Origin of the sequence: Paenibacillus sp. GCM10023252 (genome assembly GCF_042653305.1) — a bacterium.
Classification (GTDB): Bacteria; Bacillota; Bacilli; order Paenibacillales; family Paenibacillaceae; genus Pristimantibacillus.
Genome location: NZ_JBHSHW010000030.1, coordinates 40,139 through 61,474 on the forward strand (window position 1 = coordinate 40,139; position 21,336 = coordinate 61,474).

A 21,336-nucleotide genomic window follows, 5' to 3' on the forward strand; every position below is an offset into this window, starting at 1 on the left:
TAGATTGATATATAAACATCGGGAGGGTTAAGCATGATGAAAAAGAGTAAGATGGTTCTGGCCATCGTAATGGCACTGATGATCGTACTAGCAGGATGTTCAGGGAATAACAGCAGCAGCAGCAAGAACAATGAAGGAGCGGCAACGAATGCACCTGACAATAGCAGTGAGGAGAGTGCAGCAGAGCCAGTTAAGCTGAAGTGGTATTATGTTCAATTCGGATTACCAGCTGATCAAGAGACCGTGGAAGCTGAAATGAACAAGATTACGAAGGAAAAGCTGAATACGGAAGTTGACCTCATCCCGGTTGATGGCAGTGAGTATGAGCAGAAGATGAATACAATCGTGGCAGCAGGCGAGGTATTCGATCTTGTGTGGACATCGAATTGGTCGTTCAAGTATATCGATAACGTGAACAAGGGAGCTCTGCTAGATATTACTGATCTGCTGGAGAAGAATGCGCCTAAGGTGAAGAGTACCTATTCCGACCTGGCATGGGACGATACACGAGTCAATGGGAAAATCTATGGTGTACCAAACTATCAGACGTTCACTAAATCACCGGGCTTCGTCATCCAGAAGCGCTTCGTGGATAAATACAGCCTGGATGTGAGCAAAATTAAAAGCTATGCAGATCTTGAACCGTTCTTGGAGCAAATTAAGAAGAACGAAAAGGATATTATTCCATTCGGAGCTGACAAAGGGTTCTCTGCTCTTCATGAGGTCTACGGCATGGGGATAACAGGCGGTGTTATCTATCGCCAGGATGCGCCGCTTACAGTTGTTGAGTCAGGATTCCCTGAGGAGAAGCAATTCCTCGATCTGATGCGCAAATGGTACCAGGCCGGTTACATTAACAAGGATGCTGCAACTACTGCTAATCTGGATGACAAGCTATCCAAGGGTAATATTGCAGTCGTTCAAGACTTCACCCTGAAGCCCGGCGGTGAGGCAGAAGCGATGAACAAGAATGGCGGCAATGAAGTCGTATTCGTACGCATCGCCGACCCTACATTCACTGGCGTGACAGCAACTATGAACGCTATTAGCAAGACGTCGAAGCATCCGGACCGCGCGCTTCAATTGCTAGAGCTGGTGAATACAGATCCTGCATTGTTCAACCTTCTCAAATTCGGTATCGAGGGCAAGCACTATACGAAGGTGAACGATACGACGGTTAAAATTATCGCAGACAGCGGTTATACGAGTGCTTCAGGCTGGATATTCGGCAATGAGACGATTGGTTATCTAATGGAAGGTCAGGCAGCTGACACTTGGGAAGTGACCAAAAACCTTAATGATACGGCTACTGCCCCGTTACTGGCTGGGTTCAACTTCAATAATGAGAAGGTCAAGACGGAAAATGCGGCAACCAGCGCCATTCTGCAAGAGTATTCAAGCGGATTAAATACGGGGTCCATTGATCCCGCGAAGTATTATCCAATCATGCTTGAACGGCTGGATAAAGCAGGATACGAGGCCGTAAGAAAAGAAAAACAGCGTCAAATTGACGAGTGGGCTGCGGCAAACGGAAAAAAATAAAGGAATATATAGCCCGTCATGCTTAAGTGGATGCATGGCGGGCCTTTCTATAGAAGGGTGAGGAGGCAGTTAGATGGATGAAAAGTATAGGGATACGATGAGAAAGGCTTACCAAGAAGCGATTGACGTTCCCGTGACGCAATTCGAGACACTCTCTGAGCTCTCCTTCTGCACGGATTACGGAGACGAGCCATCCGATTGGCGGGTTGGACCCTTCAAGCTGGATGAATCGATGACCTTCACGAAGACACTTCCATTCGACGATCCTACTGATATAGGCTGGAAATCCACGATATTAGGAAATCCTACGCTCATTGAATCGGATGGCAATCTCCACATGTTCTATCGAGGGTATCCGAGTAAGGAATCGATGTGCACTCGGATCGGGCATGCGTATTATAACGAGGCTGAAGGGTGGGTGGATCTATCAGGAGCGCCTGCGCTCTACTCAACCGAAGAGGACGAGGTCTATTCGGTGGAAGACCCGAAGCTGTATAAGCATGAGGATCTCTACTATATGTTCTATAATTCCGTCTGGATTCCGGAGAGAGAACAATATGAGGAGATTCTAGATGGGGCCAATGACTGGGGAGTCATTGTGGTGACGAAGCTTGCTGTGTCGCGTGACTTGGTTCACTTCGAGAAGAGAGGGCAGGTCATCCCTTATTCGGTATCCAGAGGATGGTCCAAGGGTGCGGTCATCCCAAGGAATGAGAAGGGTGAAGCGGTAAAAATTAACGGTAAGTTCATGATGTTCATCAGCGAAGGCTGCGGCGGCAAGCAGTATATCGGCTATTCGGATAACTTGGTAGATTGGGAGTACAAGCAGGAGACCTATCTGGAGCTGCCGGCCGAGATGGGCAGAGTCGCAGAGGTAGCCTGCTGTGCGGTGAATATTGAGCCAACGGGCGAATTGTTCCTGCTAGATACGTTCTATCGGGATACAGAGGGGGAGTACCAAGCTTGTCAGGCTCTGTACCATAGGGATCAACCGACGGAACCTATTCGTATTGAGCAAGGAGGGTCTCTGGCTTGGGGAGGCCTGCTGAAATACAAGGGAGCCTGGATTGTTGCACAGGGCTGGGACAGTCCTAAGGATAGACAGGATATCTATGTGTATAGAGCGGATTCCGAAGCCGTACAGACCCATGGAGGTTAACATGAATCATGACAAGCAGCCTCTTACAGACTGGTCGTATAAGTCCTGCGACGGACTAGAGTGGGCAGCAGCCAGTGTGCCAGGCTGTATTCATACTGATCTCTTGCGCGATGGACTTATTCCAGACCCCTTCTATGGCACGAATGAACAGCAACTGCAATGGATTGACAAGTTAGACTGGGAATATGAATGCTGGTTCGATGTGTCAGAGGAGCTGTATCAGCAAGCTCGTCTTGAATTGGTGTTAGACGGACTGGACACCTATGCAGACGTATCGCTGAACGGGACTTCCATCTTGACGGCAGACAACATGTTCCGCAGCTGGCGTATAGATGTGAAGCCTGTCTTGAAGCCTACGAATAATCGTCTGCATATTCGGTTCAGGTCACCAATTCAAGAGGGTCTAGCCAAGCTGGAGCAGCTAGGCTATGGCCTTCCAGCATCCAATGATCAGTCAGAGCATGGAGGGCTGCAAGAGAAGAAGGTTAGTGTCTTCACACGCAAGGCTCCTTATCATTATGGCTGGGATTGGGGACCGCGACTCGTCACGAGCGGGATATGGAAGGAAGTCTATCTCGTTGGCTGGTCAGGCATACGAATGAATGATCTCTATATCAGACAAGATTCTGTGTCGGAGCTGGCTGCTGAAGTTACGGCACTGGTAGAGATAGAGTCAGAGGGAGAATGGAGCGGCACTCTTGAGCTCGCTGCAGACGGGCAGCAATGGGCTTGCGATGTGAAGCTTGCAGCCGGGGTTCAGACGGTCATGCTTGAAGCTAAGCTGACAGAGCCTAAGCTGTGGTGGTCGCGAGGATTGGGAGAGCAGCACAGATACAGCTTCAAGGCCGCCTTGTACTCCGACGGGGAATGCAGGGCCGAGCAATCGATCCGAACCGGGCTCCGTTCCATACGACTCGTACAGAATGAGGATACGGGCGGGACGTCGTTCTACTTCGAGCTGAACGGGAAGCCGGTATTCGCCAAGGGAGCTAACCATATTCCGAATGACAGCTTCGCTGCGGAGGTTACTTGGGAGAGGTATCGCCATGAGATTGCAACAGCCGTGCAATCCAATATGAATATGCTTCGAGTATGGGGGGGCGGCATCTACGAGAACGATGCCTTCTATGAGCTGTGTGATGAGTACGGCATTATGGTCTGGCAGGACTTCATGTTCGCCTGCAGCATGTATCCCGGCGATGAGACCTTCCTCAGCAGTGTGAAGGCGGAGGCGGAGGACAATATCCGAAGGCTGCGCAATCATCCATGTATCGTTCTCTGGTGCGGCAACAATGAGATCGATATGGCCTGGCAGCACTTCAAGCCAGAGGGGGGCTGGGGGTGGAAGCAGCGATATTCTCCAGAGCTGCAAGAGAAGCTGTGGAAGGATTACAAGAACATTTTCCACCATATCCTCCCTGACGCTCTTCAGCGTCTGGCTCCAGCTGCCGAGTATTGGCCTTCTTCCCCCATACAAGCGTTGAGCGGGGATAGGAACCAGCATGCGACGGATAATTCCTCAAGCGGGGATATTCATTATTGGGGAGTCTGGCATAGCAATGAACCATTCGAGCAGTATAAGCACAATATTGGCCGATTCATGAGTGAGTATGGCTTCCAGTCCTTTCCTGAGTATCGATCTGTAAGGGCCTATGCTTCCGAGGACGATCTGGCCTTGGAGTCCGATGTGATGTTAAGTCATCAACGTAATAATAGAGGCAATCAATTAATTAAGTCCTATATGGACATGTATCTTCAACAGCCCAAGGACTTCCCAGCCTTCTTATATATGAGTCAGATGCTTCAGGCGGAAGCGATGAAGATGGCGATCGAGGCACACAGGCGGCATAAGCCATATACGATGGGGACGCTGTATTGGCAGATGAACGATTGTTGGCCAGTCGCATCCTGGGCTAGCATGGATTACTATGGGCGCTGGAAGGCATCTCAGTATTATATAAGGAACAGCTTCCAGGATGTACTTCTATCGGTAGACGACAGAGAAGACGGAAGAATAGACATTCATCTCGTATCAGATCTAACAGAAGCTATGCGGGGCCAGCTGCGAATTCGATTATCAGACTTCAGCGGCTCGGTATGGAAGGACCTTACCTTCAATGTAGTAGCAGGTCCTGACTCTGCACAGATTGTGTATACATCAACATCAGCAGATTTACTGGATGGACATCCTTGTACGGAGTTGGTGCTGGTGGCTGAGCTCCTAGGCGAGGACGGCAGAAGTATAGACCGTAAGTTCCATTATTTTGCTACTGCCAAGCAATTACAGCTTCTACCAGCTGAACTAATCATTCATCAAGAACAGAGCAGCGGGCAAGCTCTATTCTACACAGTTGAGACGAACACGCTGGCCAGAGGGGTCTGGCTGGATGCGGATACCGAAGGAGTATTCAGCGATAACTTCTTCGACTTGCTGCCTGGGATTCCTGTCAGCGTACAGTTCTACGCTGCTAACAAGGGTGCTGGTGATGCATTCATTCCTGGACATCCAGGTACCATTCGAGTTCATTCCATGAGCGAATATGCAGCAGATAAGAGTGAAGAGCAGGAGCGAATAGCAGTGACGAAGGGTGGGCTTAACCAGGATGAAGCGTTCTGAACTGAATAGGATTATGAAGGAAGCGACGGCTTTCATTAATACGATGAACTTCAAGCTGCCCGGGTTCGCCTTGTGGAGCCCAGAGGTATGGTCGCACAAGACAAGCGAGTACTCGGAGATTAAGGACCATATGCTGGGCTGGGATATTACGGACTTCGGAGGCGGAGATTACTGGTCGAAGGGGCTCCTCATGTTCACCATTCGCAATGGGAATATCCACTCCATGTCCTCACCCAAGACTTATGCAGAGAAGCTGTTAATTGTAGAGGAAGGGCAAGTGACACCTCTTCACTTCCACTGGAACAAGATGGAGGACATTATTAACCGGGGTGGCGGCAACTTGCTTCTCCAAGTCTATAACTCGACTGAGGATGAGCAGCTGGCTGAGACGCCGGTGGAACTATCACTGGATGGAAGAAGAATCGTAGTTGAAGCAGGCTCGATGATAAGGCTGACTCCGGGGGAGAGCATCACCCTCAATACGAGGGTGTATCACAAGTTCTGGGGAGAGCCTGGAACAGGCAAGATTATGCTGGGCGAAGTCTCCAAGGTGAATGATGACCGGACAGACAACCGCTTCTATGATCAGGTGGGGAGATTCCCTCTTATTGAAGAAGATGCTGAACCCTTGTATCTGCTGTGTAATGAGTATCCGGATCTTAATATAGCTGAATGAGAGAGAGAGGGGTAGAGCATCATGGCTATTGTGACGGGAAGGAACAAGGTGGAGCAGGTGTATCTGCGGGCGAAGGAAGCGAAGTGGGTTATACCTTGCTTCAATTCAGAGAACTTAACAACGACTGAAGCCATTCTGTCAGCCGTTCATACGTATGGACAAGAGATTGGCATTGCAGATCTGCCCATCTGTATTGGTATAACCGCTCAATATGAGGCTCGCCCGCAAGCGGCATTGTATACACACTCACGGCGGTGGGATATCGGGTTAAGGCTGTTCCTAGAGGAGCTGAAGGTATTAGCCGGACCAGACGGACCCTATGAGTCGCTTCAGGTTCTCATCCATCTGGATCATATTATTCATGGCCTTGATACGGAGCTGCTGGATTGGGATCTCTCACAGTTCTCCTCCATCATGTACGATGCCTCTAAGCTTCCATTGGAGGAGAACATAGAAGCTACGGCTGCATTCGTTCGTGACAAGGGGCATCTGCTGCTTGTCGAAGGCGCCTGTGATGAGATTGTAGATGCCGGCGGTGATGAAGCAAGCGAGCTAACTTCGCCCGACAAGGCAGAGCAATATGTGCGGCGTACAGGTGTGGACTTCATAGTTGCTAACCTAGGCACTGAGCATCGTGCTAATCTCAGCGATCTTCAGTATCGAGGAGATTATGCTAGAGCGATTAAGGATAGAGTCGGACAGAAGCTAGTGCTGCATGGAGGATCATCGGTGCAGGGCGATACGATGGCCTCCCTGTTCGCGGACGGCATTAGCAAGGTTAACGTGTGGACTCTGCTAGAGAGAGAGTCCTCTGCTGAATTAGTAGAGCATCTGGTCATGAACGCCTCAAGAGCAGCAGGAATCGATGCCGCTCAGCGTCTTCAAGCAAGTGGTCTGCTAGGCAGCCGTGCAGTAGGGGAAGGGGCATCCATTCATTACTTCACTACGACAGCACGACAAGAGATTGTCTATAAGAACATGAGGAACAGAGTCATGGATTATCTGACCATGTGGTACAGCTAGAGGGGGTGCGCCATGTGTATATTAGGACTTGATATAGGCTCTTCCGGCTGCAAGGCAACGATTGTCGATAGCGATGGAGAGGTAGTTGCTCAAGCCGGCAGATTATATGCGACCTGCTCTCCTCAACCCGGTTATTACGAGATGGATCCGAACGAGGTATGGCAATCGGTTCAGAGAGTCATTGTTGATGTTCTTGCCCAGCATCATAAGTCTCCCATCACAGCTATTGGAATCTCTTCATTCGGTGAGGCTGTTGTCCCCTTGGACTGCAATGGTGAAGTACTGGCTAATAGTCTGACTTATATGGATGCAAGAGGGGGTCAGGAGGCTAATAAGCTGGCAGACTTGCTCGGTGCAGAGCGAATCTATCACCTAACAGGCTGTTCCGTTCATCCGATGCACTCCATATGTAAGATCATGTGGATGAAGGAGCATGACCCTGCTATGTTCTCGAGAGTATGGAAGTTCCTCTCCTTCTCTGACTATATTCTGTTCAAGCTTGGTGCAGAAGCTTGTACGGATTATTCGCTAGCTGCTAGGACGATGGCCTTCGATATAACGAACAAGTGCTGGTCCGAGGAGATTCTTGAAGCTGCGGGGCTTAACGCTGGACTATTCGGACAACCTGTTCAATCCGGAACATTGGTTGGAACCATTGAAGCCGGGATAGCAGCGCAATTAGGTCTCCCATCCCAGGTTCTCCTCGTTGCGGGAGGGCATGATCAGACTTGTGCCGCACTTGGCGCAGGCGTCATCGGAAGCGGGATTGCTGTAGACGGATTAGGGACGACGGAATGTATTACGCCAGTATTCGATCACCCGATACTCACCAAGGAGATGGCTGAGAGCTCATATGCTTGTGTTCCTCATGTCCTTCCCAATAAGTATGTGACTTACGGATTCACGTTCTCAAGCGGAAGCCTGCTCACGTGGTATCTTGACCACTGGGGACAGTCCATTACGGAAGAGGCCGCTCGAACGTCAAGCAATCGGTATGAACGGTTCATACAACTTGCTTCAGCAGACCCTTCTCCGCTGTTCGTCCTGCCTCATTGGGCTGGGGCGGCTACGCCTTATATGGATGTGGAAGCAACGGGGGCGATTATCGGATTGAACCTAGCCTCCACAGCAGCCGACATTATGAAGGCCATATTAGAGGGTATAACCTTCGAGATGATGGTTAATGTTGAGCGGATGGAGCATCTCGGAATTGCTATCCATGAATTAAGAGCAGTCGGGGGATTAGCCAATTCGGATGCGTACCTGCAGCTTAAGGCGGATATGATGGGCAAGGTAGTATCGTCGCTTCATATTGGTGAAGCCGGGACACTCGGAGTAGCCATTCTGGCTGGTAAGGCAGCGGGTCTGTTCCACACGCATGAAGAAGCGGTTAATCGCCTAGTTAAGGTGAAGCAAGCGTTCTACCCCGATGCAGCACGCAGACAGTTCTATCTAGAACGGTTCAATCAGTACAAGAAGCTGTATCCTGCCTTGAAGGGATTAAGAGGCTAATGATGATAGCTGAAGAAGGTGCGTCTGCGTCTTAGGGCTTAGTGGCAAGCAAGTAAGTAAGTAAGTAAGTAAGTAAGTAAGTAAGTAAGTAAGTAGGCGTCATAGATACCAATTAACTCAAGGGGTGACGAGCATGGGAGTTAGTTCCAGCGCTAGATTGAATAGAATGTTCAGCGAACAAGGTAAATGCTTCGACGTGGCGATTGACCACGGATTCTTCAACGAGTACTCCTTCTTGGCTTCCATTGAAAATATGAAAAAGGCGGTAGATACAGTCGTCCACGCAAATCCGGATTGCATCCAGCTAAGTATCGGTCAGGCAAAGCATCTGCAGGAGCTTCCCGGAAAGAATAAGCCAGGCTTGGTTCTGCGTACGGACGCCGCTAATATATACGGCAACAAGCTGCCGGATTACTTGTTCAGTGAGATTATTGATGATGCGGTCGAACATGCTGTTCGACTTGATGCCGTAGCGGTGTGCGTGAATCTGCTCCTCCTCCCTGGCCAGCCCCAGCTTCATTATCAATGCGTCAGGAACATTATGAAGCTGAAGAGCGATGCCGAACGCTATGGCATGGTGCTTATGGTCGAACCGCTTGTCATGCTACCTAACGAGACTAAGGGCGGTTATATGGTAGATGGCGATCTTACGAAAATACTGCCGCTAGTTCGACAAGCTGTCGAGCTTGGTGCGGATGTCATCAAGGCTGATCCTTGTGATGACGTTACGGAATATCACCGGGTCATTGAAGTGGCTTCCGGTATTCCAGTCCTCGTTCGCGGCGGCGGCAGAGCTTCAGATGAAGAGATTGTGCATCGCACGGTTGAACTGATGAAGCAGGGCGCATCGGGTATCGTCTATGGCCGTAACGTTATCCAGCATCCTAACCCAGCCCGCATGACGAAGGCGCTCATGAGCATCGTGCATGAAGGTGCAGCTGCAGACGATGCGATATCGGTACTCCAAGAGGAGGTCAGTATTCATGAGTAGTACGAACAACCCTTCCCCTAAGCCTGTCATCAGATTCGGCGTCATTGGCTGCGGTCTGATGGGCAAGGAGTTCGCCAGCGCTGCAGCCCGATGGCTGCATCTAACTGACTTGAACGTTCAGCCCCGTATTATTGCCGTATGTGATGCTCATGCAGCGGCAACTACCTGGTTCAAGGATGCGCTGCCGAGCGTTGAGTACACGTATACCGATTACAGAGAACTACTCGCTAATCCGGAGGTAGACGCGGTATACTGTGCGGTTCCTCATCATCTTCATCAAGATCTATACACGGCAATCATACGTTCGGGTAAGCATCTTCTAGGAGAGAAGCCCTTCGGTATAGACAAGCAGGCTAACGAAGAGATTGCAGCAGCGATGGCTGAGCATCCGGAAGTCGTTGTACGCTGCTCGTCAGAGTTCCCGTTCTTTCCTGGCGCAATGCAGATTACGAGAATGGTCAACGAAGGGCGCTTCGGACGGATTATTGAGGTAGAAGCCGGATTCTGGCACTCAAGTGATCTCGATCCACGCAAGCCTATTAATTGGAAGAGGCAGGCTGCAACGAATGGAGAATACGGCTGCATGGGCGATCTGGGCATGCATGTGCTGCATCTCCCCATGCGCTTCGGCTGGAAGCCCCAAAATGTAAGAGCGCTCCTCTCCAAAATTGTAGAAAATCGTCCTGATGGCAAAGGAGGTACCGCTGCTTGTGAGACTTGGGATAATGCCATTCTCGCGACCGAGGTTCATACAGATATGCAAAAATTTCCAATGATATTGTCTATGAAGCGAATTGCCCCAGGCCATGCTAATACCTGGTTCATACGTATTAAAGGTACGGAATGCTCAGCAGAATTCACGACCAAAAATCCGAAGCAAATCTCTTCCCTGCCCTATGAACCAGGAGCTGCGCAGGCTTGGCATGTGGTTGATGCACCGTATCAGTCGGCTTATGGCACGATTACAGGAGGAATATTCGAATTCGGCTTCTCGGATTCCATCCTTCAGATGTGGGCAGCATTCTGTGACGAGCTTGCCAACGGCAGAGAAGGCATGTCTCAGCCATTCCATTGCGCCACACCTGAGGAAGCGATGGGAAGTCACCTAGTATTCACAGCGGCACTCGAGTCCGAGCGCACGGAGCGCACCATTCCAATAGTCTGGGAGAGCTAAGGTTATATGATGCTGCATGAACTGCCTTATCCGGCGGCAGTTGCCGGACATATATGTCTTGACATCATTCCTGTCATTCACCGAGAGCAATGGACGATGCTGAATAGGATTACACCTGGCAAGCTCGTTGAGATAGGCCATGCTGTACTCGCGACAGGGGGCGCGGTAGCGAACACGGGCTTAGCTCTTCATCGACTTGGCGTGCCCACCCGCCTAATGGGTAAGATTGGCGATGACCGCTTCGGAGAAGCTATTCTGTCCATTATCCGAGAGCAGGATGCCTCCTTCGCGTTGACCGAGGGAATGATCGTGTCCCCTGGAGAGGCAAGCTCCTATTCCATCGTCCTCAGCGCGCCCCATACCGATCGAATGTTCTTGCATTGCACGGGAGCCAACGATACCTTCGTGGCGGAGGATGTGACCGATGCCGCGCTGAGTGAGGCGGGACTGCTTCACTTGGGCTATCCGCCTCTCATGAGGAAGATGTACGAGCACGGCGGGCGTGAACTAACCATGTTAATGAAGCGGGCTAAGGAGGCTGGTGTGACGACATCCCTGGATCTGGCTAAGCCGGAGCCTGATTCCGATGCCGGGCAGGCTGATTGGGTTGACATCCTGCAGCAAGTACTCCCATACACGGATCTGTTCCTCCCTAGTATCGAAGAGATCATGTATATGCTCCGAAGAGAGCAGTTCGAACAATATCAAGCCAAGAACGACCTTGTCTCCTATATGAACCCGCAATTGCTGAAGGAACTCTCAGAACAATTACTCGCCATGGGAGCTGCTGTCGTCGTACTTAAGCTTGGGCCCTTCGGATTATATATGCGGACCACCTGTGATGAAGAGAGGTTAGCCGAAGCTGGACGATATTCACCTCTAGAGCTATCTGCATGGGCGGGTAAGGAGCTCTATATTCCCTGCTTCCAAGTTGAGGTCGCAGGAACGACTGGAGCAGGGGATTGCACAATTGCCGGCTTCCTAGCAGGCTGGATGCAGCAGCTGTCACCGGAGAAGACGCTCATCTGCGCGGTCGGAACGGGGGCTTGTAATGTTGAACAGCCAGATGCTCTCACTGGTATACAGCCATGGGAGAGCATATGCGCCCGCATCGCAGCAGGCTGGAAGCAATATGATACCGGAATGCATTTAGAAGGATTTGAAGCTCGAATGCATGAGCATGCGATCGTCTGGCATAGAACGAGGTAGAAGGTGATTCGACTAATGAAGGGCAGCGAAGGTGCAGGAGCCTACATTCACACAGATGGCTTGATTGAACGGATGTGGGTCTAGAGAATGCAACTATACGGAAGAGAGTGGACTAGGCGGGAACTTGAAGCACGGCTTGGACGACTGGAGCAGATCGGAGGTATTCGGAAGTACGAGGGAACGGATGGACGCGAACGAGGGATGTCTTATATTCAGGTGAACACGGGTGCAGGATTGTCTTACACCGTCACACCAACAAAGGGGCTTGATCTATCTACGGTCTCGTTCGGCGGTATGCCTATCAGCTGGATGTCTCCAGGCGGCGATACTCATCCGATGTATTATGACCCGGATGGTGTGGGATGGCTGCGAAGTGCTTCCGGAGGAATGCTGATGACATGCGGACTTGCTAACGTCGGCTCACCCTCCATATTCCGTGGCAAGCCGTTCGGTCTGCATGGTCGTATTCATCATACTCCAGCAAGGCAAGTGTGTGCTGAAGGAATGTGGAATGGTGACGAGTATGAGATGGTCGTTCGTGGCACGGTGGAAGAAGGAGCCTTGTTCGACGGGATGCTGCAGCTTCGCCGGGAGATTCGCAGTATGCTTGGGGAGAATAAGATTACGGTTGCGGACATCGTGGACAATATCGGTTACGAAGCGGCACCGCATATGATATTGTATCATTTCAATTTTGGCTTTCCGTTCATGAACAGCAATACGCAGCTGGCCGTTCCCTCTTCGTCCATTGTACCGAGAGCAGCAGATATCCCGCTTGAAGGATATGACCGCTTCGAGAGTCCGACAGCGAATTACTCGGAGCGTGTCTATTACCACTCGCTCGATCCGGCATTAAGACACGCAACCGTGAAGCTGATGCAGCCCGAGTTCCCCCAAGGGGGAGGACGAACCATTCCGCTCGAGGTGGAGCTGACTTGGAGCACAGATACGCTGCCGCGATTCGTCGAGTGGAAGCTTCCTGCAGAAGGGAGCTATGTGCTTGGAATTGAGCCTTCCAACTGTGGAGTGGAAGGGATAGCTGCAGAAGACGAGAAGGGGACTCTGACTTGGCTGCAGCCGGGGCAATCCGTTCGCTACAGCTGGGAGTTGAACATTCGCTAGTCTGCAGCTGCATGTAGTCATTCGCACGGCCTTCGTCCTGAGTCTCTTGGACGAAGGCCGTGTGCGTTACAGTGAGGTGTCTTGAACATCCTCCAAGCACCTCTTAATTGCATCAATGACAACTTTAGGCTCTGACAATTGAGGGAAGTGGCCGCTTTTCTCCGCGATGATGTGTGTACGTTTACCTGACAGGGCTGCTAATTCTAATTGGTTCTCTCTGCGCTTCCTGCGAGCTTCGTCCGGCATCATGCGGATTTCTTTTCCACCCGTGATGACATACAGAGGAACTTCGGCAAGCTTCCAAGCAGCCCTGTCGATCTGCTCAGCCGTTTGTTGTACGAATTGAACCTCATTATACTTCTTGTGTGAAGACAGGGAATCGAATAGTGACAACAACCGATTCATTCCTCTGACAACCTTACCTTGATAGCTGTTCAGCTGCAGATCATTCGGATGACTGGCTTCAAGCAGGACAAGTCCGGCTACCTCATCAGGATATAGCCTGGCATATAGATTTGCATATAATCCCCCTAGGGAATGTCCAACTAGCAAGTATGGGGGAGTCATTCCCGATAGCGTTAAGGCCTCCCGCAGCGTCTCCACAATCGTTATACCATCTTGGTTCTCCCTCGGCTTATCACTGGCGCCAACCCCAAGCCGGTTATAGGCATATACAGAGGACAGCTGAGAGATTTCCTGCCATATTTTCATCCAGCCCTCGATCGGACCAGATCCTCCGTTGATGAGTACAATGGTCGGCCTTCCAGTCCCGGCATTGCTGTACTCCAGCGTCCCCTTGGAGGTTTTCACTTTCGCTTTCTCTATTCGCAACAGCTGTCTCCACCTCACTATGCTCCGTTTTTTTATTAAACCATACGTCCCACATAAGCGACCGGTTCCGGCAAAAAAAGGAAGCTGTTGCAAGGAATCTGCGTGTGGTAAGTTAAGAGCTAGACAAGATGTAAGGAGATGATGTGTCATCAATCTTAAGAGAAGGCTAATTTACTTGATTGCTGCTTGCTTCATCATGGCTGCGGGTCTCGCCAGTAGGAGCCTATCTGAGCAGCTGCCTGAATTCGTATCCCTGCACGCTGGCGATGCGCTGTGGGCGGCGATGATCTACTGCAGCCTCCGCGCCATTGCCTCACATAAGCGCTTGAGGTGGGCACTGGCCTGCAGTCTCTGCTTCTGCTTCTTCATAGAGTTCAGCCAGCTCTATCAAGCTGGCTGGCTGAACGCGATCAGAGACACTGCGCTAGGCGGCCTTGTGCTGGGCCAAGGGTTCCTATTCGTAGACCTCATCCGGTATGTTACGGGAATAATAGTCATTTCTATTTTGGACAGGTTCGGAGCTCTCTTCTCACATAAGGCTTATCAACGACTAGCATACCGCGACAAGTAGCGGTAATCCGGAGCGGTAATCTGATTGTCCAGGTAAGCGGACCTCTCAGAGCCTTCGATTCTATGTCGGTTCAAGGCCTTAATCATAGCGTCAGCATTCCTTATACCCAGGCCGTGCCCATAATACAGATCCTTGCCCAGCTTAATGACATTCTCGCCCTGCCATTCCGTCGTATCGCGATCCACGTCTGGATTACGGAAGTAGAGCACATCGCCAGGCACCGCATAGTTATAAGGAACATAACGTGTGCTCAGGCCCAGGTCACTGTCCGCATCCCAGCTGTACAGCAGCAGGTTCGGGAACAGGGTGTTGAACGACTTCTCCCCAATTGTATCCAATACGGCCTTGTAAAAGATAATGACAATAGCCACGGCGCATTCGAACGCGTATCTCTTCCCTTGGGAGTAAATGTTCCGAATGCCCTTGGCTGGAGCAATCCCCTCTCTCAGCAGGAACCCTCCCTTGTTCGTCAGATGCCAATACCTCGCATTGCATTCTGAGGTTCTGAAGGTAGCGAACCTCGTCCCGCCCTTGCTCATATCCCGGGCAGCTTCCATTATGTTCATTCGTAACGTGGATTCAAAACTCATTGATAACCCCTCCCTAATCGTAGCGATCAGCTACCATTATTGTATGGGGAGAGGGCAGGCTGGGTGATGCCTTGCGGAGTAGTATCTTCATATAATGGTAGTTCCGACCACACCCTTGACGGGGGCGCAGAGAGGCGAATATAATCATCTTCTGTCTGTTCTCATACTTCATTGCGTAGAAGCAAGAAAGCGAGAAAGCATTTATTCGAACCGAGGTGCAGTCATCATGAAAGAAACATCACCGCAAGAGATGAGGTTCAGCCACAGCTTGCTCATCCTCTGTATATTGGCCTCATGGCTGTTCGTCTCCATCTTCATCATGAAGGCAGAGCCGCATATTCCGCTGCTTGCCGGGGCGGCAATGACGGCGCTGCTGCTTCGCTTGACAGGGATGAAGTGGAAGCGAATCGAAGAAGGCATGCTCGAAGGCATTCGGCAAGCGCTGCAGCCAATCCTTATCCTATGTCTCATCGGTATCCTTATCGGACTATGGATGATGAGCGGAACGGTCCCGACCTTACTCTATTACGGCATGGAATGGCTTCGACCGGATTATTATGCCGTTAGCGCACTGTGTATTACCGTGCTCGTCTCCCTCTTCACAGGGAGCTCGTTCACAACGATTAGCACGGTAGGCGTTGCCTTAATGGGAATTGGAACAGCCATTGGCACAGATCCCTACATCTGCGCAGGGGCCATCATCTGCGGAGCTTGCTTCGGAGACAAGATGTCGCCGCTCTCAGACACGACCAACTTCGCCCCCGCCGTAGCGGGAACTGATCTCTACACGCATATCCGCAACATGATGTACACGTCAGGCCCAGCCATACTGATAACCGTTATTTTGTTCCTGTGGACAGGCTCCGATCAGCCCTTGCCGATGGGGCAGCTGGATGCCATCCAGTCTTCCTTATCGGAGTCCTTCCAGCTTCACCCGGCAACGCTGCTTCCCTTGCTTGTTGTCCTATACAGCTCTATTCGACGTTACCCGATCCTGCCGACCTTGTCAGCTGGCATTGCAGCCTCGCTGCTAATAACAGCAGCTGTCCAAGGCGAGACCAACGTATCCTCCTGGTTCCAAGTCATGCAGGGAGGATATCAAGGCAGCTTCACGAACGAGACGGTTGCCTCTATCGTTAATCGAGGAGGCTTGCAGTCCATGATGTGGTCGGTCTCCTTAATTCTTATCGCACTGGCGCTGGGCGGAATGCTGCAGCACGGGGGCGTCATTGCTGCCCTGTTCCTCCGATTAATCCGGCCTATTCAGTCGAACGGCAAGATGGTATGGGCGGCAGGCGGGTCATCCATAGGGGTGAATCTGCTGACCGGCGAGCAGTATCTATCGATTCTGCTGCCCGGACAGCTGTTCCGTGAGGAGTTCAAGCAGAGAGCGATTCCAGCCAAGACGCTCTCACGGACGCTCGAGGATTGCGGTACGCTTGTGAACGCCATGATTCCATGGGGGGTGAGCGGTGCTTTTATGGCTAATGCGCTGAACGTTCCGGTCACTTCCTATCTGCCCTATGCCTTCTTCCTGTGGCTGTCGCCGCTCATGACGTTCCTCTACGCATCGCTCCCAGGCCTTCGGGAACGAACGCTTCGGGAGAAGAAGGAGTAGAACTCTATGCCCAGACAGCGGCTAGACTCGATTCGCCTTGCGATAGACGGAGGGCGGAACCTTCATATTCCGGGCGAAGACCCGGCTCAGATAGAAGGCATTCTCATATCCGCACTGCTCGGCGATCTCCTCCAGACTCAGATTCGTCTCGGTAAGGAGCAGCCTCGCCTTCGTAAGACGAATACGGGTCGCGAACTGAATTGGAGACTCCGCGTAAGCGGCCTGGAATCGGCGGGTAAGCTGTGAAGGAGCTAAGGACAGCATCGCTGCAATTCTTTGCAAGGATAAGCCGCTATCATAGGCGTGCTGACGAATCAGAGAAGCGGCTTGCACCATCACTGGCTCAATCTCACGAAGACGACCTTGCTCCAGCTGGTGAAGGGTACTCTGAACAAGCAGCAGCACATCAGATAGATAATGCTCGGCCTCCGCGTCCTCACGGTCTCGGGGTTCTTCGTCGTGCCAGCTTGCGAGATAGCGGAAGGTTGAGGCGAGCCGGTCAAGGTCGGCGATACGATGCTTGCCGGAGGGAATGGACAAGGCCGGAGCGGAGAACTCAAGGAAGTGGAACGTAATTGGTTCTATAACGGCTCGATGCAGCGTCTGGCCCGGGTAGCAGAGAAGGACTTCCCCATGACGAACGGTGAACTCTCTCTCCTCTGATGCGCCATGCTGCTCCAGCCGGCAGTGGAATGAGCCATTCTCAGGAGCTAGCAGGACGGGATGCTCATAGGTATCATACGGCAGGGAGAATTCTGAGCGCTGCCTGGCTAAGTAATAGCGGATAAGCTGCAGATCGTACATAGCAAGCACACACATCCTTCAAGCAGTATTGTTGCAAAAAAGTATAGGTCAAAAGCTAATTTCAGCCATGGAGATAACTTAAATCCAGTTATATCATATAACCAAGACGATTGGTCAAGCAATAGAGCAGCAAAAAAGAATAGGGAAGGATGAGGGATCATGAGAAAAAACTTAAATGTATTATCATTCGAGCAGCTGGAAGCTTATCGCAAGCAAGGATACTTAGTCATTCGGGGGGCCTTCAGTGAAAAGGACGCCAGAGTGATGCAGGTGGAATGCGAGCGGCTGCTCGGCCTAAGTGATTATACAGACCCTTATAATATTCGGGCGGGCCATAAGCAATATGCGAATGGGGATACGAAGATAGAGCGGATGGATCCGGTTCATGATATCTCTCCCGTATTCGCTGAGCTGGTGAAGGATGAGCGGATTCTATCTCCTCTTCGCGACATCTATCTCGATGAGCCGCTGCTCTTCAAGGATAAGCTCATCTTCAAGCTGCCTGGCGCGAACGGCTATACGATGCATCAGGATGCGTCGTGGTGGAATGGGTTCGTAACCGAAGGGCTGATCTCGGTCATGGTGGCGATTGACGGGGCTTCTACAGAGAATGGGGGACTGGAGCTGTTCTCGGGGTATCATGACCGGCTGCTCACAACTCCAGGGGAGCTGCGCAATATGAACAAGGAGGAGGTTGCAGCAATCGATCCAAGCAGAGGGGAGATTGTGGAGACGAACCCTGGAGATATCATCATCTTCCACTCGTACACCCCTCATCAGAGCGGGCCGAATCTATCGGATCGCAGCCGCAAGCAGCTGTTCCTGACGTACTCGCCGTCGAAGAATGGCCAAGTGTACAAGGCGCATTATCAGCACTATGCGAGATATAACCTGCAGGGCAAGGATACAAGCAGATTCTATATGCTGTGAGAGTTGACCTAAGACTATAGTCTTGCTCTCACCGTACTTCAACCTCTTGTCCTCCTGGACGAGAGGTTTTCTAAGGAGGGGAGCTTGCTCATACTTTTATAACAGATGCCCCGCAATATTCCTAATACTCTCCATGTAGACTGAATAACGTCAGCATAATACCGCATCTAAGAGAGAATAGCGTAGAGGAAGACCCTATGCGGACAGAATGTATTAGGGGGACCAGCAATGCAGTGGTTAGAAGGTATGATCGGTCTATGGGAGAACTGCTGTCTCATTCTCTTCTTCATGTATATCTCCCGTTACGGGTATAAAGGACTATCCGGATGGGAGGCTCGCAAGCGAAGCGTAATGTTCGGATTGGCGTTCGGGGTCATAGGCCTCGTCACGATGCAATTGCCCCTTGTCGCTGCGGAAGGGGTCATTATTGATCTGCGGACGGTCATCGCGGCGATGGCCGGCCTATTCGGCGGGTGGATTGCAGCGGTGATAACCGCCATCCCAATGATTGTATATCGGATAATCATTGGAGGCACAGGAGTACACGCAGGAATTGGCGAGATTGTAACCGCGGCGGTCATCGGCGTGTGCTATGTTCGATTCATTGGAGGGCTGAGATTCCTCGGGAAGCTTCGCCATCAAGTGCTGCTAGGTCTGCTCCTCTCTGCACAATCGCTAGCTTGGGCAAGCATTATGCCTTGGGAGATTGCAGCTGCAATCTATCAGACCTATCCTATTCCAATTACGCTGCTGAATACAGCAGCCACAATCCTTATATGCACATTACTAATGGGTGAAGCTAAGCGGATGGAGACGGAGGCGGAGATTCGCTGGCTTGCGAACTATGACCTGCTGACGCGGCTGCCTAACCGGAGACTGCTGAATGTGCAGCTGGATGAAGCACTGATCAGAGCTTACCAGACTCAGACTCGAGCAGCGGTTCTCATGCTCACTCTGAATAATCTGTGCAATCTTGCCGAAGCACGAGGGTATGCTTACGGCGATGCAGTCATTAAGGCGGTAAGCGAGAGGTTGGACGCTAAGCTTCGGGGGCGGGGGTTCGCTGCCCGATTCGGAACAGAGCAGTTCGTGCTCGTGCTAGAGGATCGGCTTAACCCGGGGCTCTGTGACCGACTGCAGGATGATCTTCACTCCATTCAATCATTCATGGGGGAATCCGTATACGTCGAGGGGCAGGCCGTTCATCTATCAGCTCATATCGGTATTGCCATCTATCCTCAAGATGCCCATACAGGTGAGGATCTGCTCGATCAAGCCGGAGCGGCTGCGCATGAAGCGAAGAGCGAGGGCAGGAATGGGATGAAGCTGTACACTCCTGCCATGAGGGAGGCTGCCCAGCGCAGGACGAAGCTGGAGGAGGCGCTGCGGTATGCATTGGTCCGCGGCCAGCTGGAGCTTGTCTATCAACCGCAATACGAGACTTCTAGCAAGGAGATGCGCGGAGCAGAGGCGCTGCTCCGATGGCATCATCCCGAATGGGGCTATATCTCGCCAGTGGAGTTCATTCCGATTGCAGAGGATAGCGGCCTGATTCTCCGAATCGGGGCATGGGTGCTGGATGAAGCATGCAAGCAGCATAAGCACTGGCTTCGTTCACAGCCGGATTCCGTCATCTCGGTCAACATCTCGGCTGTCCAGCTTCGAGATCCCGGGTTCTGCCATATGGTAGTCAGCACCTTGGAGCGTTGCGGGGTACCCGGCAGCCAGCTGGAGCTGGAAGTGACGGAGAGCGCGCTGATTACCTCTCTTCATGACACGGTTAGCGTTCTTAAGACGCTGCGCGCTTATGGCATCCGTATCTCACTGGATGACTTCGGAACCGGCTATTCGTCCATGAGCTATCTGAAGCACCTGCCTCTGGATATACTTAAGATTGATAAGTCCTTCATACAAGCCGTCAATCATAGCAGGGAAGAGCATGCCATAGTTGAAGCGGTCATTACAATGGTTCACAAGCTGGGTCTTAAGGTCGTGTCAGAGGGAATAGAGACGGAGGAGCAGATGAAGGAGCTAAGGAAGCTTCAATGTGATTACGTGCAGGGGTATCTGTTCAGTCGGCCTGTCAGCGCAGCTGAGATGACGAAGTTATACTGCTGTGTTGCCTGACTTGTTGCCTGATCCCTATATTCCCCCCTTTGGGACACTATCCCGTTCGATCAGGGACAGGGGTGATGTGTGTCTGTCTTGGGACACTATCCCGTTCGATCAGGGGCAGGGTGATTTGTGTCTGTATTGGGACACTATCCCCTTCGATCAGGAGCAGGGTGATGTGTGTCTGTCTTGGGACACTATCCCCTTCGATCAGGGGCAGGGGTGATTTGCATCTGTCTTGGGACACTATTCCGTTAGATCAGGGGCAGGGTGATGAGACTCTGCACTGACCCTGCCTGAGCGAAGGGGATAGTGTGGCAAGGAGCTATCATACCCCGCTGTTACTGGGATGAGGCAGATGCTGATGGCAAGACGAAGGGGGTGTCCCAGAAGCTTCAGGCTTCGGGGGCATCCCCTTTTTGCCTTGTTGGACGAGGGGCCGTCACGCTGTAATCGGGCAGCTGGGCAGCAATCTGGATGACCTGCAGCATCAGAATGTGATGCTGCAGCGGCGAATTGGCCACGCCAGCGGCCTGCAGCATCAGAATGTGATGCTGCAGCGGCGAAAGGGCCACGCCAGCGGCCTGCAGCATCAGAATGTGATGCTACAGCGGCGAATTGGCTACGCCAGCGGCCTGCAGCATCAGAATGTGATGCTACAGCGGCGAGTTGGCCACGCCAGCGGCCTGCAGCATCAGAATGTGATGCTACAGCGGCGAATTGGCCACGCTAGCGGCCTGCAGCATCGGAATGTGATGCTGCAGCACGAAGGAGTTGGTGTGGGAGGAGTCCAATCTCCAACGAGATTTTATTTTATAATACAATATCCTTCATGACTGCATGACATGCTGTCGT

At 51.6% G+C, this 21,336-nt stretch carries 18 protein-coding genes; 15 read left to right on the top strand and 3 right to left on the bottom strand.

Going from position 1 to position 21,336, the window contains the following annotated elements; all coding sequences use genetic code 11:
- Nucleotides 1-33: 33 nt before the first annotated feature.
- The 10 genes from ACFO9Q_RS18115 (at nucleotide 34) to ACFO9Q_RS18160 (ending at nucleotide 13,025) form a co-directional block, all read left to right on the top strand.
- Complete coding sequence (locus tag ACFO9Q_RS18115; protein WP_379184668.1) at nucleotides 34-1,542, top strand: ABC transporter substrate-binding protein; 1,509 nt, start codon at nucleotides 34-36, stop codon at nucleotides 1,540-1,542.
- A gap of 73 nt (nucleotides 1,543-1,615) precedes the next feature.
- Nucleotides 1,616-2,701, top strand: a complete 1,086-nt coding sequence (locus tag ACFO9Q_RS18120) for a hypothetical protein (protein ID WP_379184670.1) — start codon at nucleotides 1,616-1,618, stop codon at nucleotides 2,699-2,701.
- A 1-nt stretch (nucleotide 2,702) separates the two neighbouring features.
- The gene (locus ACFO9Q_RS18125) at nucleotides 2,703-5,318 is read left to right on the top strand and encodes a beta-mannosidase (protein WP_379184672.1); all 2,616 of its coding nucleotides are present in this window, start codon (nucleotides 2,703-2,705) and stop codon (nucleotides 5,316-5,318) included.
- On the top strand, nucleotides 5,305-5,994 hold the full coding sequence (locus ACFO9Q_RS18130; RefSeq protein WP_379184674.1) for a D-lyxose/D-mannose family sugar isomerase: 690 nt from the start codon (nucleotides 5,305-5,307) through the stop codon (nucleotides 5,992-5,994). Before ACFO9Q_RS18125 ends, ACFO9Q_RS18130 begins: the two co-directional genes overlap by 14 nt.
- 21 nt (nucleotides 5,995-6,015) lie before the next feature.
- Complete coding sequence (locus tag ACFO9Q_RS18135; RefSeq protein WP_379184676.1) at nucleotides 6,016-7,017, top strand: class II fructose-bisphosphate aldolase; 1,002 nt, start codon at nucleotides 6,016-6,018, stop codon at nucleotides 7,015-7,017.
- Nucleotides 7,018-7,029: 12 nt separating this feature from the next.
- Nucleotides 7,030-8,529 (top strand): FGGY-family carbohydrate kinase, encoded by a 1,500-nt coding sequence (locus ACFO9Q_RS18140; RefSeq protein ID WP_379184678.1) that lies wholly within the window; start codon nucleotides 7,030-7,032, stop codon nucleotides 8,527-8,529.
- Nucleotides 8,530-8,662: 133 nt separating this feature from the next.
- Nucleotides 8,663-9,520 carry a class I fructose-bisphosphate aldolase gene (locus tag ACFO9Q_RS18145; RefSeq protein WP_379184680.1) on the top strand — a complete coding sequence of 286 codons (858 nt, stop codon included), beginning with the start codon at nucleotides 8,663-8,665 and terminating at the stop codon, nucleotides 9,518-9,520.
- Nucleotides 9,513-10,694 carry a Gfo/Idh/MocA family protein gene (locus ACFO9Q_RS18150; protein ID WP_379184682.1) on the top strand — a complete coding sequence of 394 codons (1,182 nt, stop codon included), beginning with the start codon at nucleotides 9,513-9,515 and terminating at the stop codon, nucleotides 10,692-10,694. The genes ACFO9Q_RS18145 and ACFO9Q_RS18150 overlap by 8 nt, the downstream gene beginning before the upstream one ends.
- 6 nt (nucleotides 10,695-10,700) lie before the next feature.
- The gene (locus ACFO9Q_RS18155; RefSeq protein ID WP_379184684.1) at nucleotides 10,701-11,903 is read left to right on the top strand and encodes a carbohydrate kinase family protein; all 1,203 of its coding nucleotides are present in this window, start codon (nucleotides 10,701-10,703) and stop codon (nucleotides 11,901-11,903) included.
- Nucleotides 11,904-11,990: 87 nt separating this feature from the next.
- Nucleotides 11,991-13,025, top strand: a complete 1,035-nt coding sequence (locus tag ACFO9Q_RS18160; RefSeq protein WP_379184687.1) for an aldose 1-epimerase family protein — start codon at nucleotides 11,991-11,993, stop codon at nucleotides 13,023-13,025.
- Nucleotides 13,026-13,091: 66 nt separating this feature from the next.
- Here the strand turns inward: ACFO9Q_RS18160 and ACFO9Q_RS18165 are convergent, their stop codons facing one another.
- Nucleotides 13,092-13,856, bottom strand: coding sequence for an alpha/beta fold hydrolase (locus tag ACFO9Q_RS18165; RefSeq protein WP_379184689.1), 765 nt, complete (start codon nucleotides 13,854-13,856; stop codon nucleotides 13,092-13,094).
- Between the two features lie 175 nt (nucleotides 13,857-14,031).
- Between ACFO9Q_RS18165 and ACFO9Q_RS18170 the strand changes: the two genes are divergently transcribed.
- Entirely contained in the window at nucleotides 14,032-14,427 is a 396-nt protein-coding gene (locus ACFO9Q_RS18170) for a DUF2809 domain-containing protein (protein WP_379184691.1), read from the top strand.
- Here the strand turns inward: ACFO9Q_RS18170 and ACFO9Q_RS18175 are convergent.
- Complete coding sequence (locus ACFO9Q_RS18175) at nucleotides 14,400-15,017, bottom strand: protein-glutamine gamma-glutamyltransferase (protein WP_379184693.1); 618 nt, start codon at nucleotides 15,015-15,017, stop codon at nucleotides 14,400-14,402. The two genes, ACFO9Q_RS18170 and ACFO9Q_RS18175, sit on opposite strands and share 28 nt — an antisense overlap.
- 226 nt (nucleotides 15,018-15,243) lie before the next feature.
- Here ACFO9Q_RS18175 and nhaC point away from each other — a divergent pair, with 226 nt between their 5' ends.
- Complete coding sequence (gene nhaC, locus ACFO9Q_RS18180; protein WP_379184695.1) at nucleotides 15,244-16,635, top strand: Na+/H+ antiporter NhaC; 1,392 nt, start codon at nucleotides 15,244-15,246, stop codon at nucleotides 16,633-16,635.
- Nucleotides 16,636-16,656: 21 nt separating this feature from the next.
- Here nhaC and ACFO9Q_RS18185 read toward each other — a convergent pair whose 3' ends face one another.
- Nucleotides 16,657-17,439: an AraC family transcriptional regulator gene (locus tag ACFO9Q_RS18185; RefSeq protein WP_379184697.1), complete on the bottom strand. Its 783-nt coding sequence runs from the start codon at nucleotides 17,437-17,439 to the stop codon at nucleotides 16,657-16,659.
- A gap of 159 nt (nucleotides 17,440-17,598) precedes the next feature.
- Between ACFO9Q_RS18185 and ACFO9Q_RS18190 the strand changes: the two genes are divergently transcribed.
- The 3 genes from ACFO9Q_RS18190 (at nucleotide 17,599) to ACFO9Q_RS18200 (ending at nucleotide 21,317) form a co-directional block, all read left to right on the top strand.
- Nucleotides 17,599-18,369: a phytanoyl-CoA dioxygenase family protein gene (locus ACFO9Q_RS18190; protein WP_379184699.1), complete on the top strand. Its 771-nt coding sequence runs from the start codon at nucleotides 17,599-17,601 to the stop codon at nucleotides 18,367-18,369.
- Nucleotides 18,370-18,597: 228 nt separating this feature from the next.
- Complete coding sequence (locus ACFO9Q_RS18195) at nucleotides 18,598-20,496, top strand: putative bifunctional diguanylate cyclase/phosphodiesterase (protein ID WP_379184701.1); 1,899 nt, start codon at nucleotides 18,598-18,600, stop codon at nucleotides 20,494-20,496.
- 404 nt (nucleotides 20,497-20,900) lie between these two features.
- Entirely contained in the window at nucleotides 20,901-21,317 is a 417-nt protein-coding gene (locus ACFO9Q_RS18200; RefSeq protein ID WP_379184703.1) for a hypothetical protein, read from the top strand.
- Nucleotides 21,318-21,336: the final 19 nt, after the last annotated feature.

Coding starts and splice junctions, on each gene's coding strand:
- ACFO9Q_RS18115 (WP_379184668.1), top strand. CDS start 34: ATGATGAAAAAGAGTAAGATGGTTCTGGCCATCGTAATGGCACTGATG.
- ACFO9Q_RS18120 (WP_379184670.1), top strand. CDS start 1,616: ATGGATGAAAAGTATAGGGATACGATGAGAAAGGCTTACCAAGAAGCG.
- ACFO9Q_RS18125 (WP_379184672.1), top strand. CDS start 2,703: ATGAATCATGACAAGCAGCCTCTTACAGACTGGTCGTATAAGTCCTGC.
- ACFO9Q_RS18130 (WP_379184674.1), top strand. CDS start 5,305: ATGAAGCGTTCTGAACTGAATAGGATTATGAAGGAAGCGACGGCTTTC.
- ACFO9Q_RS18135 (WP_379184676.1), top strand. CDS start 6,016: ATGGCTATTGTGACGGGAAGGAACAAGGTGGAGCAGGTGTATCTGCGG.
- ACFO9Q_RS18140 (WP_379184678.1), top strand. CDS start 7,030: ATGTGTATATTAGGACTTGATATAGGCTCTTCCGGCTGCAAGGCAACG.
- ACFO9Q_RS18145 (WP_379184680.1), top strand. CDS start 8,663: ATGGGAGTTAGTTCCAGCGCTAGATTGAATAGAATGTTCAGCGAACAA.
- ACFO9Q_RS18150 (WP_379184682.1), top strand. CDS start 9,513: ATGAGTAGTACGAACAACCCTTCCCCTAAGCCTGTCATCAGATTCGGC.
- ACFO9Q_RS18155 (WP_379184684.1), top strand. CDS start 10,701: ATGATGCTGCATGAACTGCCTTATCCGGCGGCAGTTGCCGGACATATA.
- ACFO9Q_RS18160 (WP_379184687.1), top strand. CDS start 11,991: ATGCAACTATACGGAAGAGAGTGGACTAGGCGGGAACTTGAAGCACGG.
- ACFO9Q_RS18175 (WP_379184693.1), bottom strand. CDS start 15,017: ATGAGTTTTGAATCCACGTTACGAATGAACATAATGGAAGCTGCCCGG.
- nhaC (WP_379184695.1), top strand. CDS start 15,244: ATGAAAGAAACATCACCGCAAGAGATGAGGTTCAGCCACAGCTTGCTC.
- ACFO9Q_RS18185 (WP_379184697.1), bottom strand. CDS start 17,439: ATGTACGATCTGCAGCTTATCCGCTATTACTTAGCCAGGCAGCGCTCA.
- ACFO9Q_RS18190 (WP_379184699.1), top strand. CDS start 17,599: ATGAGAAAAAACTTAAATGTATTATCATTCGAGCAGCTGGAAGCTTAT.
- ACFO9Q_RS18195 (WP_379184701.1), top strand. CDS start 18,598: ATGCAGTGGTTAGAAGGTATGATCGGTCTATGGGAGAACTGCTGTCTC.